Annotated in this window: 9 protein-coding genes; 4 read left to right on the top strand and 5 right to left on the bottom strand. The window is 71.8% G+C overall.

Translation table 11 applies throughout. The features are described from left to right. Positions 1-81 precede the first annotated feature (81 nt). Positions 82-2,313 carry a HelD family protein gene (locus ACFVGW_RS23205; protein ID WP_385853321.1) on the top strand — a complete coding sequence of 744 codons (2,232 nt, stop codon included), beginning with the start codon at positions 82-84 and terminating at the stop codon, positions 2,311-2,313. Here the strand turns inward: ACFVGW_RS23205 and glgB are convergent. The 5 genes from glgB to ACFVGW_RS23180 all read right to left on the bottom strand — a co-directional run bounded on the left by glgB (position 2,300) and on the right by ACFVGW_RS23180 (position 11,358). Beyond that, a complete protein-coding gene (gene glgB / locus ACFVGW_RS23200; protein WP_385853320.1) occupies positions 2,300-4,567 on the bottom strand; it encodes a 1,4-alpha-glucan branching enzyme in 2,268 nt (755 codons plus the stop codon). The genes ACFVGW_RS23205 and glgB overlap by 14 nt on opposite strands. Before the next feature lie 136 nt (positions 4,568-4,703). Further along, on the bottom strand, positions 4,704-6,053 hold the full coding sequence (locus ACFVGW_RS23195) for a maltokinase (RefSeq protein ID WP_383222067.1): 1,350 nt from the start codon (positions 6,051-6,053) through the stop codon (positions 4,704-4,706). Between the two features lie 241 nt (positions 6,054-6,294). Continuing rightward, on the bottom strand, positions 6,295-8,004 hold the full coding sequence (gene treS, locus ACFVGW_RS23190; RefSeq protein WP_352189591.1) for a maltose alpha-D-glucosyltransferase: 1,710 nt from the start codon (positions 8,002-8,004) through the stop codon (positions 6,295-6,297). Next, the gene (locus tag ACFVGW_RS23185) at positions 8,001-9,986 is read right to left on the bottom strand and encodes an alpha-1,4-glucan--maltose-1-phosphate maltosyltransferase (RefSeq protein ID WP_383293011.1); all 1,986 of its coding nucleotides are present in this window, start codon (positions 9,984-9,986) and stop codon (positions 8,001-8,003) included. The genes treS and ACFVGW_RS23185 overlap by 4 nt, the downstream gene beginning before the upstream one ends. Positions 9,987-10,413: 427 nt before the next feature. Further along, complete coding sequence (locus ACFVGW_RS23180; RefSeq protein ID WP_385853319.1) at positions 10,414-11,358, bottom strand: SDR family oxidoreductase; 945 nt, start codon at positions 11,356-11,358, stop codon at positions 10,414-10,416. A gap of 116 nt (positions 11,359-11,474) precedes the next feature. Between ACFVGW_RS23180 and ACFVGW_RS23175 the strand changes: the two genes are divergently transcribed. The 3 genes from ACFVGW_RS23175 (at position 11,475) to ACFVGW_RS23165 (ending at position 15,686) form a co-directional block, all read left to right on the top strand. After that, positions 11,475-12,455, top strand: coding sequence for an AraC family transcriptional regulator (locus ACFVGW_RS23175; protein ID WP_383222072.1), 981 nt, complete (start codon positions 11,475-11,477; stop codon positions 12,453-12,455). A 290-nt stretch (positions 12,456-12,745) separates the two neighbouring features. Further along, a complete protein-coding gene (locus ACFVGW_RS23170) occupies positions 12,746-14,158 on the top strand; it encodes a 4-hydroxyphenylacetate 3-hydroxylase family protein (protein ID WP_385853318.1) in 1,413 nt (470 codons plus the stop codon). 106 nt (positions 14,159-14,264) lie between these two features. After that, positions 14,265-15,686 carry an MFS transporter gene (locus ACFVGW_RS23165; RefSeq protein ID WP_385853317.1) on the top strand — a complete coding sequence of 474 codons (1,422 nt, stop codon included), beginning with the start codon at positions 14,265-14,267 and terminating at the stop codon, positions 15,684-15,686. The last annotated feature ends 21 nt before the right edge of the window (positions 15,687-15,707 follow it).

The raw sequence follows: 15,707 nt of genomic DNA, 5'->3' as shown, positions 1-15,707 counted from the left end.
ATTCCGTGTCTACGTACAACAAGGCACAACAGAAGACGCGGAGAAGTTCAATAAACGCACTGTATCGCGCCGGGAGTCGAATTGTCAACCGAGGAATTTCGGAAAGAGCAGCAATTCATCACAGAGCTCTACGCACGACTCGACGACCTGAGGGACCAGGCCGAGGCGGCCGTCGGCCGGGCCCTGAAGACGCCCTGGGTCGGCAATCAGGGACGCCTCGAACGTGACGTGCTGGTCGCCGAACAGTCCGGGGTGCTCGGCGCCCTCAACGCGGGGGAGAGCGGCCTCTGCTTCGGACGGCTCGTCTTCCGGGACGGGCGCGACCACCACATCGGCCGGATCGGTGTCCGGAAGGACGACCCGAACCGCACACCCCTCGTCGTCGACTGGCGCGCCGACGTCGCCCGGCCGTTCTACCTCGCCACCGGGTACGAGCCGATGGGCCTCAGCCGCCGCCGGCACATCACCACCCGGGGCCGCGAGGTGACCGCACTCCACGACGAGGTCCTCGACCTCGCCGACCGGACACGCACGGGCCACGAGAACCGGGACGCCGACGAGGTGCTGCTCGCCTCGCTCGACGCGGCCCGCACCGGACGCATGCACGACATCGTGCAGACCATCCAGGCCGAGCAGGACCGCATCATCCGCTCCCCGCACCGCGGCGTCCTCGTCGTCGAGGGCGGCCCCGGCACCGGCAAGACCGCCGTGGCCCTGCACCGCGCCGCGTACCTCCTCTACGCGCACCGCGAGCAGCTCGCCAAGCGCGCCGTCCTCATCGTCGGCCCCAACCCGGCCTTCCTCGGCTACATCGGCAACGTCCTGCCCTCCCTCGGCGAGACCGGCGTCCTGCTCGCCACCCCCGCCGAGCTCTTCCCCGGCGTCCGCGCCACCGGCACGGACACCCCCCGCGCAGCCGCCGTCAAGGGCGCCGCCACGATGGCCGAAGCCCTCGCCCACGCGGTACGGGACCGGCAGCAGGTCCCCGAGCGCGGCGAGCCGATGATCGTCCCGCACGACGACGGCGACCTCGTCATCGACTGGGACATGGCCCTGGAGGCCCGCCACAAGGCCCGCGAGACCGCCCTGCCGCACAACCTCGCCCGCCCCTACTTCGTCTTCAACATCCTCGACGCGCTCGCCGAACAGCTCGCCGACCGCATCGGCGCCGACCCCTACGGCGGCCCCAACTTCCTCGGCCCCGACGACATCGCCCTGCTCGCCAAGGGCATCGCCGCGAGCGCCGACGTCCACGCGGCCGTCGACACCCTGTGGCCGCACCTCACCCCCGAGGTCTTCCTCGCCGACTACCTGGCCGAGCCCACCCACCTCACCGACGAGGACGCGGCGGCGATCCGGCGTGAGGACGGCCCCTGGACCCCCGCCGACGTACCGCTGCTCGACGAGGCCGCCGAACTCCTCGGCGTCGACGACTCCGCCGCCCGCGCGGCCGCCGAGGCCGAGCGGGAGAAGCAGATCCAGTACGCGCAGGGCGTGCTCGACGTCAGTTACGCCTCCCGCACCTACGAGTTCGAGGACAAGGAGGAGCAGGACAAGGACGCCGCCGAGGTCCTCGGCGCGCACGACATCATCGACGCCGAGCGGTTCGCCGAGCGCCATGAGGAGGCCGACCACCGCAGCGCCGCCGAACGCGCCGCCGCCGACCGCACCTGGGCCTTCGGCCACATCATCGTCGACGAGGCGCAGGAGCTCTCGGCGATGGCCTGGCGGCTGCTGATGCGCCGCAGCCCCAACCGCTCGATGACCCTCGTCGGCGACCCGGCGCAGACCGGCGACGCGGCGGGCGTCGGGGCGTGGGAGCAGATCCTCGCGCCGTACGTGGACGACCGCTGGGAGCTCGTACGGCTCGGCGTCAACTACCGCACCCCCGCCGAGATCATGGCGGTCGCAGCCGGCGTCCGGCGCGAGGCCGACCCGGGCTTCGAGCCGCCCCGCTCGGTGCGCTCCACAGGTGTCGAGCCCTGGGAGCGGACCGTCGAGGACCCGGTGAAGGAGGCGGCCGACGCCGTCGCCGCCGAGACACGGGACGAGGGCCGCCTCGCCGTGATCGCCCCGCCGGAGCTCCACCCGGAGCTGATCGCGGCCCTGCCGGACGCCTCGCACGGCGCGGCGCCCGACCTGACCCGCCCCGTGGTCCTGCTCGACCCCCGTCAGGCCAAGGGCCTGGAGTTCGACACGGTCCTCGTCGTCGACCCGGACGGTATCCGGGCCGGCGCCACGCACGGCATCAACGACCTGTACGTGGCACTGACCCGGGCCACCCAGCGGCTGGGGATCGTCAGGCGGGCCTGAGCCAGACCGTCGCCAGCGGCGGCAGCGTCATCCGTACGCTCGCCGAACGGCCGTGGGAGGGCACCGACTCGGTCTTCACCGGGTCGGTGCTCACCACGCCACCACCGCCGTACCGCGTCTCGTCGGTGTTCAGGACCTCCACCCAGGCCGCGCAGGTGTCCGGGACCCCGAGCCGGAAGTCGTGCCGCACGACGGGGGAGAAGTTGCAGACCGCGAGCAGCGGCGAGCCCTCGGCGTCGTAGCGGAGGAAGGCGAAGACGTTGTCCTCGGCCGCGTCGCCGACCACCCACTGGAAGCCCGCGGGGACGGTGTCCCGCTCCCACAGCGCCGGGGTGTCCCCGTACACCGTGTTCAGATCGCGCACCAGGTCCCGTACGCCCCGGTGGTCCGCCTCCGCGCCGTAGGACGGGTCGAGCAGCCACCAGTCCGGCCCGTGCTCGGCCGACCACTCCGCGCCCTGGGCGAACTCCTGCCCCATGAAGAGCAGTTGCTTGCCCGGGTGGGCCCACATGAAGCCCAGGTACGCGCGGTGGTTGGCGCGCTGCTGCCACCAGTCGCCCGGCATCTTCGAGACCAGGGCCTGCTTGCCGTGCACGACCTCGTCGTGGGAGATCGGCAGGATGTAGTTCTCGCTGTACGCGTACACCATCGAGAACGTCATCTCGTTGTGGTGGTACTTGCGGTGCACCGGCTCCTTGGCGACGTAGCCCAGGGAGTCGTGCATCCAGCCCATGTTCCACTTCATGCCGAAGCCGAGACCGCCGAAGCCGCCGGGGCCGACCTGGTCGGTCGCCCGCGTCACCCCGTCCCAGGCCGTCGACTCCTCGGCGAAGGTGATGACACCGGGGCAGCGCCGGTACACCGTCGCGTTCATCTCCTGGAGGAAGGCCACCGCGTCCAGGTTCTCCCGACCGCCGAACTCGTTCGGCAGCCACTCGCCGTTCTCGCGCGAGTAGTCGAGGTAGAGCATCGAGGCGACCGCGTCCACGCGCAGACCGTCGAGGTGGAACTCCTCGCACCAGTACACCGCGTTGGCGACCAGGAAGTTCCGCACCTCCTTGCGGCCGTAGTCGAACTCCAGCGTCCCCCAGTCCGGGTGCGCGGAGCGGCGCGGATCCTCGTGCTCGTACAGCGGCCGGCCGTCGAACTCGGCGAGCGCCCAGTCGTCGCGCGGGAAGTGCGCGGGCACCCAGTCCATCAGGACACCGATCCCGGCCCGGTGCAGCGCGTCGACGAGGTACTTGAAGTCGTCGGGCGTGCCCATGCGGGCCGTCGGCGCGTAGAAACCGGTGACCTGGTAGCCCCAGGAGCCGCTGAAGGGGTGCTCGGCGACGGCCATGAACTCCACGTGCGTGAAGCCGAGATCGCGGACGTACTGCGGCAGCTGCTCGGCGAGCTGCCGGTACGTCAAACCCGGCCGCCAGGACGGGAGGTGCAGCTCGTAGACGGAGAACGGCGCCTCGTGGTGCGGGCGTGCGCCCCGGCCCGCCATCCACTGCGCGTCGCTCCACTCGTGGTACGAGTCGGTGACGATCGATGCGGTGTTCGGGGGGCACTCGGTGCGCCGGGCCATCGGGTCGGCGCGCAGCGTGTGGGAGCCGTCGGGCCGCGTGATGTCGAACTTGTACACCGCTCCCTCGCCGATCCCGGGAACGAACAGCTCCCAGACACCCGTCGCGCCCAGTGAGCGCATCGGCAGCGCGGTGCCGTCCCAGTGGGTGAACTCGCCGGTGACACGGACGCCGCGGGCGTTGGGGGCCCAGACCGTGAACCGCGTGCCGGTGACGCCCTGGTGGACCATCGGCCGGGCGCCGAGCGCCTTCCACAGCTCCTCGTGCCGGCCCTCCCCGATGAGATGCAGGTCGAGGTCGCCGAGCGCGGGCAGGAAGCGGTACGGGTCCTCCACGGGCAGCTCGTCGCCGTCGTAGCGGACCCGGAGCTCGTACGGGGGGATCTTGCGCAGCAGCGGCAGCAGCCCCGAGAAGAGGCCGTCGCCGTCGTCGTGCAGGACGACGCGCTTGCCCTTGGCGAGGACGGCGACCTCACGGGCGTACGGACGCAGCACCCGGATCGCGACCCCGCCGCGGACGGGGTGCGCGCCGAGGAGGGCGTGCGGGTCGTGATGCTCCCCGGCGAGCAGCCTCGCCCGGTCCCCGGGATCGAGCGGCGGCGCCTTGCGTACCTCCTGGGCGGCCCGGGGGGCGGGCGTCTTGGCCGGGGGCGCTGCCGTCTTACGAGCGGATCGGGCGGTCACGGGGATGCCTCCTGCAGAGGTGTCGGAAGGATGGGCCGAGGAAGATGCGCCGGTTCCCACGCAACCGCAACGGCGCGGGTCCCGCACAGGACACTCCGCCGAACGGGCTGCGCACGCCCACGGCGGGGGTCATGGTTCACTCCGGTCCCGCGAGGCGTTCGATCGCGGCCATGGGGACCGGGAGCCAGTCCGGGCGGTGGCGGGCCTCGTAGAGGACCTCGTAGACCGCCTTGTCCGTCTCGTACGCGCGCAGCAGCGCCGGGTCCGTGCGCGGGTCCGTGCCCGAGGCCTCCGCGTACCCCGCGCAGTACGCCGCACGGCAGCGCGCCGCCCACTCGGGCTTCCACGGGCGGTGGGTGCGCGCCGCGTAGTCGAAGGAGCGGAGCATCCCCGCGACGTCGCGGACCGCCGGCTGCGGGCGGCAGCGCTCGGCGAGCGGCTTCGCGGGCTCGCCCTCGAAGTCGATCACCGCCCAGCCGCCGTCCGTCGCCCGCAGCGTCTGCCCCAGGTGCAGATCGCCGTGCACCCGCTGCAGCCGCCCCGCGCCCACCGTGTCCCCTGCGGCCGCGAAGACCGCCCGCAGCCCGGGCACGTACGGCAGCAGCGCGGGCACCGCCTGCGCCGCCGCGTGCAGCCGCTGGTCCATCTCGCCGGCCAGATGCTCCGTCTGCGTCCGCCGCAGCCGCTCCGTCGGCAGCGCCGTCGCCAGCGCGAGGTGCACCTCGGCCGTCGCCCGGCCCAGCGCCCGCGCCTCGGCCGTGAACTCCCGCCCCTCCGCCAGTGCGTCGAGGGCAAGCCGCCACCCGTCGCGCGAGTCCCGCAGATAGGGCTGGAGGACGCCGAGCGTGTTCGCGCCCGACTCGAACCAGGCCACCGGTGCCGGCACCCGCGCGCAGCCGGCCCGGGCCAGCGCGAGCGGCAGCTCCAGGTCCGGGTTCACCCCGGGGCTGACCCGTCGGAAGATCTTCAGGATGTACGCATCGCCGTACACGAGCGAGGAGTTGGACTGTTCGGCGTCCAGGACCCTCGGTGCCAGGGACGCGGGCAGCGCTGTCGAGCCGTGGAACGTCAGCGGGCCGATCCGGCCCGGTGTGCGCAGCCGTTCGTAGAGCAGTCCGGCGAGCCGCGGGTCCCGCAGCCCTTCGTAGACCGCCCGGCCCGCCAGCGGCCCCTGCCGGATCCGCCCGATCAGGGCGGGGGCGAGGCGCGGTGGCAGCTGGGTCCGTACACCCAGGAGCAGTTGGTAGCAGTCGGCGGGTGTTCCGGCCGGGCGTCCCGGCTGTTCTACCCGTACGAGCAGGTGCAGCAGCCCGGGTCCCGTGCCGTCCAGCGGCAGCAGCTCGGTGGCCGCTTCCAGCGTGAATCCGATGACCCGGCGGCCCTTGCCCGAGAACCAGCGCTGCCGGGGCAGCCATTCATGGAGCAGGGGGGCGAGTGACGGGAGGAGGGCGGCCGGGGCCCGGGTGGTGGATGCGGTCTCCGGCATGGCATCGCGTCCTTTCCCCGGGGGGCGCAGATTCGAGTTCGCGTGAATCGAGTTCAAATGCGCAGAGTGTCCCGGATGGCAGCATCGACTGTCCGGAAGTGCGGGACGTGTCGGGAGGGGAAGATCCATATGGGCCCGACAAGAAGGCCCGTATGGACCTGAATCGACCGTGTGTGGGACACAGTGCCCAGGGTGACGCGGGGGAAACCCGCCCCACCCCGGGCAGTTGGGCGATTTTCGGTCAGCTCTTGGCCGACCGGGCCTTCTTCAGACGGAACCAGTAGAAGCCGTGGCCCGCCAGCGTCAGCAGGTACGGCCACTGCCCGATCGCCGGGAACCGCACCTGACCGATCAGCTCCACGGGGCTCATCCCGTCGAACTGCCGCAGGTCGAGCTCCGTCGGCTGCGCGAACCGCGAGAAGTTGTTCACGCAGAGCACGAGATCGTCGCCGGATTCCCGGAGGAAGGCGAGCACCGCCGGATTCGACGACGGCAGCTCCGTGTACGAGCCGAGCCCGAAGGCCCGGTTCTGCTTACGGATCTCGATCATCCGCTTCGTCCAGTGGAGCAGCGACGACGGCGAGGCCATCCCCGACTCCACGTTGGTGACCTGATAGCCGTGGACCGGGTCCATGATGGCCGGAAGCGTGAGCCGGCCCGGATCGCAGGACGAGAAGCCCGCGTTCCGGTCGGGTGTCCACTGCATCGGGGTCCGCACCCCGTCCCGGTCGCCGAGCCAGATGTTGTCGCCCATCCCGATCTCGTCGCCGTAGTACAGCACCGGCGAACCGGGCAGCGAGAAGAGCAGCGCGGTGAACAGCTCCATCTGCTTGCGGTCGTTGTCGAGCAGCGGGGCGAGCCGCCGCCGGATGCCGATGTTCGCCCGCATCCGGGGATCCTTGGCGTACTCCGCGTACATGTAGTCGCGCTCTTCGTCCGTGACCATCTCGAGCGTCAGCTCGTCGTGGTTGCGCAGGAAGATGCCCCACTGGCAGCCGTCCGGGATCGCCGGGGTCTTGGCCAGGATCTCGGAGACCGGAGTGCGCGACTCCCGCCGTACCGCCATGAAGATCCGCGGCATCACCGGGAAGTGGAACGCCATGTGGCACTCGTCGCCGCCCGAGGGGAAGTCCCCGAAGTAGTCGACCACGTCCTCGGGCCACTGGTTCGCCTCGGCGAGCAGCACCGTGTCCGGGTAGTGGTCGTCGATCTCCTTGCGGACCCGCTTCAGGAAGGTGTGGGTGGCCGGCAGGTTCTCGCAGTTGGTCCCCTCCTGCTGGTACAGGTAGGGCACGGCGTCCAGCCGGAAGCCGTCGATGCCGAGGTCCAGCCAGAACTTCAGCGCCGAGAGGATCTCCTCCTGCACCGCCGGGTTCTCGTAGTTGAGATCCGGCTGGTGCGAGAAGAACCGGTGCCAGTAGTACTGCTTGCGCACCGGGTCGAAGGTCCAGTTCGACGTCTCCGTGTCGACGAAGATGATCCGGGCGTCCTGGAACTGCTTGTCGTCGTCCGCCCAGACGTAGTAGTCCCCGTACGGGCCGTCGGGGTTGGAGCGGGACTCCTGGAACCACGGGTGCGCGTCGCTCGTGTGGTTCATGACGAAGTCGATGATCACGCGCATGCCGCGCTGGTGCGCCGCGTCCACGAACTCCACGAAGTCGGCGAGATCGCCGAACTCCGGCAGCACGGACGTGTAGTCGGCGACGTCGTATCCGCCGTCCCGCAGCGGGGACTTGAAGAACGGCGGCAGCCAGAGGCAGTCGACGCCCAGCCACTGCAGGTAGTCCAGCCTGGACGTGATGCCCTTGAGGTCGCCTACGCCGTCCCCGTTGCTGTCCTGGAAGGACCTCACGAGCACTTCGTAGAAGACGGCCCGCTTGAACCAGTCCGGGTCACGGTCCTTGGCGGGCGTGTCCTCGAAGGTGTCAGGGACGGGTTCGTTGACTGTCATGGTGTGGGTGACCCTCCGGTCGACGGGGACGGTCGCAGGGCGAAGACGTGCGCGGGCGTGACACCCGGCTCGAGGCGCACATAGTTGGCCCTGCCCCAGTGATAGGTCTCTCCGGTGAGCTCGTCGCGCACCGGTACGGTCTCGTGCCAGTCGAGGCCGAGCTCCGGCATGTCCAACGAGACCGTGGCCTCCTGGGTGTGGTGCGGATCGAGGTTGGCGACCACCAGAACGGTGTTCGAACCCGATCGCTTGCTGTACGCGATCACCGCGTCGTTGTCCGTGCTGTGGAAGTGCAGGTTCCGCAGCCGGCGCAGGGCCGGATGGCGCCGCCTGACCCGGTTGAGCGTGGTGATCAGAGGCGCGATCGTGGCGCCGGTACGCTCGGCCGACTCCCAGTCGCGCGGACGGAGTTGGTACTTCTCCGAGTCCAGGTACTCCTCGCTGCCCTCCCGCAGCGCGGCGCCCTCGCACAGCTCGTACCCCGCGTACATGCCCCAGGTCGGCGAGAGGGTCGCCGCGAGCACCGCCCGCACCTCGAAGGCCGGACGGCCGCCCGTCTGGAGGTAGGCGTGCAGGATGTCGGGGGTGTTCACGAAGAAGTTCGGCCGCATCTGGGCCGCCACGTCCCCGGACAGCTCCGTCAGGTACTCCGTGAGCTCCGCCTTGGTGTTGCGCCAGGTGAAGTACGTGTACGACTGCTGGAAGCCGACCGCGCCGAGCGTGCGCATCATCGCGGGCCGGGTGAAGGCCTCCGCCAGGAAGATCACGTCCGGGTCGGCCCCGTTGATCTCGCCGATCACCCGCTCCCAGAACACCACGGGCTTGGTGTGCGGGTTGTCGACGCGGAAGATCCGTACGCCGTGGTCCATCCAGTGCCGCAGCACCCGGACGGTCTCGGCGACGATCCCGTCCATGTCCCGGTCGAACGCCACGGGATAGATGTCCTGGTACTTCTTCGGCGGGTTCTCGGCGTACGCGATCGAGCCGTCCGGGCGGTGGTGGAACCACTCCGGGTGCTTCTCCACCCACGGGTGGTCCGGCGAGCACTGGAGCGCGAAGTCGAGCGCGATCTCCAGGCGCAGCTCGCGGGCGCGGGAGACGAAGGCGTCGAAGTCCTCGATGGTGCCCAGGTCCGGGTGGACGGTGTCGTGGCCGCCCTCGGGGGAGCCGATCGCCCACGGCACGCCGACGTCGTTCGGGCTCGCGGAGAGCGCGTTGTTGGGACCCTTGCGGTGGGTGGTGCCGATGGGGTGGATGGGCGGGAGATAGACGACGTCGAAACCCATCGCCGCGATGGCCGGAAGCCGCTCCGCCGCGGTACGGAACGTTCCCGGCTTCGTACGGCCCCGGACCTTCTTCACGCCCTCCGAGCGCGGGAAGAACTCGTACCAGGAGCCGTACAGGGCCCGCTCGCGCTCCACCTGGAGCGGCAACGCGGGTGAGGCGCTGACCAGTTCGCGCAGCGGGTGCCGGTCCAGGGTCTCGGTCACCCGCGGGGCGAGCGCCGCCGCCAGCCGGGCCGCCGCCGACCGGGACTCGTCGCGCATGGCGTCCGCCGCGGCCAGCACCGCCTCACGGCCGCCGCCCTTCTTCGGAACGCCCTTCGCGGCGCGCTCGTGCAGCTCGGCGCCCTCGGCGAGCACCAGCTCGGAGTCGATGCCGGCCGGGATCTTGATCTTCGCGGCGTGCCGCCAGGTCGCCAGCGGGTCGCTCCACGCCTCGACCGTGTAGGTCCACCGGCCCTCGGTGTCCGGCGTGACCTCTGCGCCCCACCGGTCGGTGCCGGGGGCCAGTTCCCGCATCGGGATCCAGGGGCCGGGCCGGCCGGACGGGCCGCGCAGCACGACATTGGCGGCGACGGCGTCATGGCCCTCGCGGAAGACGGTGGCCGACACCTCGAAGGTCTCGCCGGCCACCGCCTTCGCGGGCCGGCGGCCGCAGTCGACCAGCGGGCGGACGTCCAGAACGGGAATGCGTCCCATGAGCGGATTCACAGCATCACCTGAGGGGGTACGGGGGTGCGGGTGGTGGTGCGCTCTTTGTAGCTCCGTCGACGGCTTGCGGGTTGCGGGCATGGCCGCTCCTGTCCGCGTTCACTCGGATGGCGGGTCTACGGGATGTACGTACGGGTGTGTGCCGGGGTGTACGGGGGTGTACGGGGGTGTACCGGGGGAGCCTTCCACCCACTCGGGGTGGGCAATCCGGCGCTTTGTTACCTACTCGGGCGTAGTGGCGCGTGCAAGGACACGGTGCCCACAACATTCCGGCCCCGTCCTTGTGGGACGGGGCCGAATGGCCGAATCTGCGCGGCGGGTGAGGGACGGGGGGAAGTTGGGTGGGGGCGGCTGGGCGCGGATCGGGGGCGCGTGCACGACGGCCTCACGCCCCTCGGGCACGTATGCCGCCGCGTCAGCCCTGCGGGGACGGGGACTGCTCCTCCGCGTCGTCGCCGGACCACATCTGCCACGGCTGGCGCGTCACCCACTCCTCCACCGGCGCGGGCTGCACCCGGAGCACCTCCGCCGACACCCCGTCGTCCGCGGCGAGGAGCAGCGGGTCGACGCCCGTCGCCATGTAGTGGTAGATCCCGGCGACCCCGGCCGCCGTCTCCGGCCCGAGCAGCCGGCCGAGGCCGCGTTCGAAGACCTCCGGGGGAAGCTGCAGATACCGCACCGTACGCCCGAGCCCCCGGCTGAACGCCGCCGCCAGCTCGTCGCCCGACAGCGACCGGGCCCCGCCGATGTCGAAGGTCCGGCCCTCCAGCCCCTCGACGGTCAGCGCCGCGTGCACCGCCTCCGCGAGGTCCCGGTGCGACAGCCAGGCCGTCGGCGTGGAAGCGGGCAGCGGATAGGCCAGAATTCCCTCGTTCACCAGCGCCGGCCCGTTCCAGGGCGAGAAAAGGTTGTCCAGGTACACCGGCGGCCGTACGACGACCAGCGGGACGCCGCTGTCCCGCAGCTCCTCCTCGGCGACCCGCCGGGTCTCGAACGCGGCGACCGCGTTCGGACCGTGCGGCAGACGGGTGTTGGCGTTGAAGACCAGGCGCACGGTCCCGGCGGCCAGGGCGGCCAGCGCCACGTTCCGCGCGTAGCGGCGTATCCGCTCCACGTCGTACACGAGCGGCATCGTCACCACGGCGTGCGTGGTCCCCTCGAAGAGCCGCCGCACGTCGGCGGGGCGCGCCAGGTCGCCCGCGACGAAGAAGGCGCCGGGCAGCGGGGGGCGGTCCCCCGAGGGGCGCCGGGTGAGCGTCCGGACCCGGTGGTGGCGCTCGACCAGCAGACGCGCGATCGCGCCGCCCTGGAAACCGGTCGCTCCGACGACCGCGACCCGCATCGGAATCTGACTGGACATGTGTCGTTGAGGCCCTTCGATAAGGTATGGCTGCTGCCATGACGTCTTTCTCAGGCTGGCGGCGGCGGCTCACACCGTTCAATTAACAAACCGGGGCGGAAGTTGAAGGATCGTCCATGGACACCGTGGCAACCGACCGTGACGACCGGCGTGAGGACGACGAGGCCGAGGACCTCCTGAGCGAGCTGCTCAAACCGCTCCGCCTGACCGGCGTCTTCGACAGCCGCTGGCACGTCCGCGCGCCCTGGGCCATCGAGGGCGACGCGGAACAGAGCTGTGCCGTGCTGCACTACATCGTGGAGGGCGGCTGCTGGATCACGGGCGACGGGCAGGCCCCGCTGGAGCTGAGCGCCGGCGACCTGATCGTCTTCCCGACCGGCACCGCCCACCGGCTCTCCGACCGCCCGGACCGCCAGGGCGTCCCGCTCAAGGCCGTGCTGCCCGAGCGGCGGCCGGGCACGTCGGGGGAGATACGCATCGACGGCACCGGACCGGTGAGCCGGCTGCTGTGCGCCGGACTCCACTACGACGCCAGCGCCGCGAGCACGCTCTACACCTCGCTGCCCTGGGCCCTGGTCCTCGACGGCGCCCAGGTCGACCGCGAGCCGCTGCTCCGCGACACCCTCCGCCTGCTCGCCTCCCCGGACCGCCCCGTGGGCCCGGGCGACCGCCTCATCACCCTGCGCGCCTTCGAGATGGCCCTGGTCCTCGCCCTGCGCCCCCTGCTCCGCGACCTCGCCGACAACCCGACGTCGCTGCCCCTGCTGCGCCACCCGGGCATCAGCCAGGCGATGGTGATGATCGCGACCCGCTTCGCCCAGCCCTGGACGATCGACTCCCTCGCCCGCGAGGTCGGCATGTCCCGCTCGGCGTTCACGGCGGCGTTCCGCGCCCTGGTGGGCGAATCCCCGGCCCGCCACCTCACGTCCCGCCGCATGCAGGAAGCAGCCCGCCTCCTCTCCGAAACCACCCTCCCCCAGTCGGCGGTCCCGTCCCGAGTGGGCTACCAGAGCGCGGTCGGCTTCCACCTGGCGTTCCGGAAGTGGTTCGGCATGACCCCGGGGGAGTACCGCGCGGGGGTCTGCAGCGCGGCGTGATCCGCGCGGGGCTCCCGGTGAGGCAGGGCGCCGGCGGGCGCCTCGATCGATCGATCCGATGAGCGTCGCCCCAGTCGAAGGGCTGCGCCTGCCGGGCGAGTTCTTCGGCATCCATTTAGAGCGGCAGTCGAAGCCTCAGCCTGCGCGATCCGTACAAATGCCGCGTCAGCGGCCACCGACTGGCCGGTTCTTAAGGACCGGTGGACGGTCGTTCATTGCCTCGTGTGTCCCGTGACGGGAAGGCTCGGGTCCGGTACATGGCGTGACACACGAGGAGAGGCGATATCACCGTGACGAGGTCCGGGCAGGAGTATCTGGAGGCGCTGCGCGACGGGCGTGAGGTCTGGCTCGACGGGGAGCGGGTCAAGGACGTCACCGCGCACCCCGCCTTCCGGGCCACCGCGGGTTCCTTCGCCGGGCTCTTCGACCTCGCCCGCGACTCCCCGCACGCGCCCGATCTCGTGACCGGCGGCGTGCACCGGGCGTACGCCGTGCCCCGGTCGTACGAGGATCTCGTCGCGCGGCGCCGGGCGTACAAGGTGTGGGCCGAGGCGAGTTACGGGTTCCTGGGGCGCACACCCGACTACATGGCCTCCGGCGCCGCCGGGTTCGCCGCCGCGCCCGGCGTCTTCACCACCGAGCGGTTCGACGGCGCCGAGAACGCCCTCGCCTTCCACCGGCGGCTCGCCGAGGGCGGGCTGCACTGCGCCTTCACCATCACCGACCCCGCCTGCGAGGGCGTCCGGGTCGTCGGGGAGCGCGACGGCGGGATCGTCGTGCGCGGGGCCAAGACCATCGGCACCGGCGCCGTCTTCGCCGACGAGATCCTCGTGGGGACGATCGAGCCGCTCCCGGAGGGGGAGGTCGAGCGGGCCGTCACCTTCGCCGTGCCGGTCGACACACCCGGGCTGAAGCTCGTCTCGCGGACCTCGTACGAAGGCAACGCCCGGTCCGTCTTCGACCAGCCCCTGTCCTCCCGTTACGACGAGAACGACGCGCTGCTGGTGTGCGACGACGTCTTCGTCCCCTGGGACCGCGTGCTGACCTACCGCGACGTCGCCGCGACCGCGGCCATGTGGTGGGAGACCCCGGCGTACGTGAACTTCGTGCACCAGTCCGCCACCCGGTTCTGGACCAAGCTGGAGTTCCTCACCGGACTCGCCGTCCTGCTCGCCCGGTCCAACGGGACGGAGACCATTCCGCAGGTCACCCAGGCCATCGGGCGGCTCCTCGGGATGGTCGCCCAGGCCAAGGCGTTCGTCCTCGGCGCCGAGGCGTCCCACGAGCCCGTCGACGGCGGGCGGGGCGGCGTCCGGCCCGGGCAGGAGATCTCCTTCGCGCAGCGCATCATGGCCGGCGAGCTCTACCCGCGCGCCGTCGCGGACATCAAGCTGCTCGCCGGCGGAGCCCTCATCCAGACGCCCGCCAGTGGGCGCGATCTGCTCCATCCCGAACTCGGGCCGCTCATCCAGCGATACGTCCGTACGCCCGGCGACCCCGCCGAGGGCCGGCTCAAGCTCCTCAAGCTGGCCTGGGACGCCCTCGGTTCGGAGTTCGCCGGCCGCCACGAACAGTACGAACGCTTCTACCAGGGCGCCCCGCACGTCTACCTCACCATGCAGACCTGGGCAGGGGCCGCGGACGCCTGCGAGAGCCTCGCCCAGGCCTGCCTGGACGGCTACGACCTGGGTACGACGAAGTGACGGCGCACCGGAGGGAAGAGGATCCCGGCTGGGGCCGGTGCACGGCCGACCCCGGCTGGGGCCGGCGACCGGCGGGCTCGCGCGGCGCCCGCGCGGAGGTCTCCCCGTGAAGGGCGACCGCGTCCCCCGCGGCGCCCTCCCGCTGCTCGCCGCCACCCAGCTCCTCCTGATCCTCGACACCGCGATCGTCAACGTCGCCCTGCCCTCGGTCGGGGAGGAGCTCGGGGCGGGCTCCGCCGACCTGTCCTGGGTGGCCAACGCGTATCTCATCGCCTTCGGCGGGCTGTTGCTGCTCGGCGGGCGCGCCGCGGACCTGCTCGGTCACCGCCGCGTGTTCCGTTCCGGACTCGTGCTGCTCGCCGCCGCCTCCGCGCTCGGCGGGCTCGCGCCGAGCGCGGGTGTCCTGGTCGCCGCCCGGGCCGCGCAGGGCGTCGGAGCCGCTTTCGCCGCGGCCGCCGCGTTCGCCCTGCTGCTCGTCCTCTTCCCCGACGGGCCCGCCCGGCACAAGGCGCTCGGCGCGTTCGCCGCGATGGGCGGTCTGGGCGGCGTCCTCGGCACCGTACTCGGCGGGGTGCTCACCGACCTCCTGAGCTGGCGCTCCACGTTCTGGCTCAACGTCCTCGCCGCCGCCGTACTGGCCCTCTGGGGGTCCGTCGTCCTGCGAGGAACGCCCAGGAGCGCCCAGGCGCCCGGCTTCGACCTCGCCGGCGCGCTCACCGTCACCGCCGGGCTCGCCCTGGTCGCGTACGCGCTCGTCGGCTCCGCCGCACACGGCTGGCTGTCCGCGCCGACCCTCGGAGCGGGTGGCGCCGGACTCGTCCTGCTCGCCGTGTTCGCCGCAGTCGAGACCCGTACCGCCCGGCCCCTCGTCCCGCCGGCGATCCTCGCCCGTCCCGCGCTCCGGCTCGCCAACCTCCTCAGCGCCCTCGCCCAGATGACGCTGTTCCCGATGTTCTTCCTGGTCAGCCTCTATCTGCAGAGCGTCATCGGGTACGCCCCCCTCGGCGGCGGGCTCGGACTCCTCCCGCTCTCCCTCGTCGTCGTCGCGGTCGCCCCGCAGACCGGCCGGCTCATATTCCGCCTCGGCCTGACCCGGACCACGACCCTCGGCTTCGCGCTGCTGTGCGCCGGCACCGTCTGGCTCGCCCTCGCGCTGCGGGCCGACGGCACGTTCCTCACCACCGTCCTCGCGCCCAGCCTGCTGCTCGGCGCCGCCCTGCCGCTGGTCATGGTCGCCACCAACGTGGCCGCCACCGCCGACGCCGCCCCCGAGGAGACCGGTCTCGCCTCCGGACTCGTCAACACCGCCCAGCAGTTCGGCTCCGTACTCGGCCTCGCCGTCCTCGTGGCCGTCGCCGCCACCCATGGCGAATCGGCCACCGCGGCCGCCCGGACCGACGGATTCAGGGCCGCTCTGCTCGTCGGCGGGGCCTTTGCCGCCGTCGCCGCCGTGACCTCCTTACGCTTGCGCCTGCCCACGCCCACCCCGGCGCCGCCACGTCAGGGGCGCGTGGCCGAACCGCGATGACCGCGACGGCCTCGGTGAACG

It is taken from the genome of Streptomyces sp. NPDC127129 (assembly GCF_042671585.1).
In the GTDB taxonomy this organism is placed as follows: Bacteria; Actinomycetota; Actinomycetes; order Streptomycetales; family Streptomycetaceae; genus Streptomyces.
The sequence above is the reverse complement of the archived record's forward strand: the minus strand, read 5'-3'. Positions and strand labels throughout refer to the sequence as shown.

Bases quoted from the DNA above. Each gene is read 5' to 3' on its own strand.
- ACFVGW_RS23195 (WP_383222067.1), bottom strand. From the start codon at position 6,053: ATGCCGGAGACCGCATCCACCACCCGGGCCCCGGCCGCCCTCCTCCCG.
- treS (WP_352189591.1), bottom strand. From the start codon at position 8,004: ATGACAGTCAACGAACCCGTCCCTGACACCTTCGAGGACACGCCCGCC.
- ACFVGW_RS23185 (WP_383293011.1), bottom strand. From the start codon at position 9,986: ATGGGACGCATTCCCGTTCTGGACGTCCGCCCGCTGGTCGACTGCGGC.
- ACFVGW_RS23180 (WP_385853319.1), bottom strand. From the start codon at position 11,358: ATGTCCAGTCAGATTCCGATGCGGGTCGCGGTCGTCGGAGCGACCGGT.
- ACFVGW_RS23175 (WP_383222072.1), top strand. From the start codon at position 11,475: ATGGACACCGTGGCAACCGACCGTGACGACCGGCGTGAGGACGACGAG.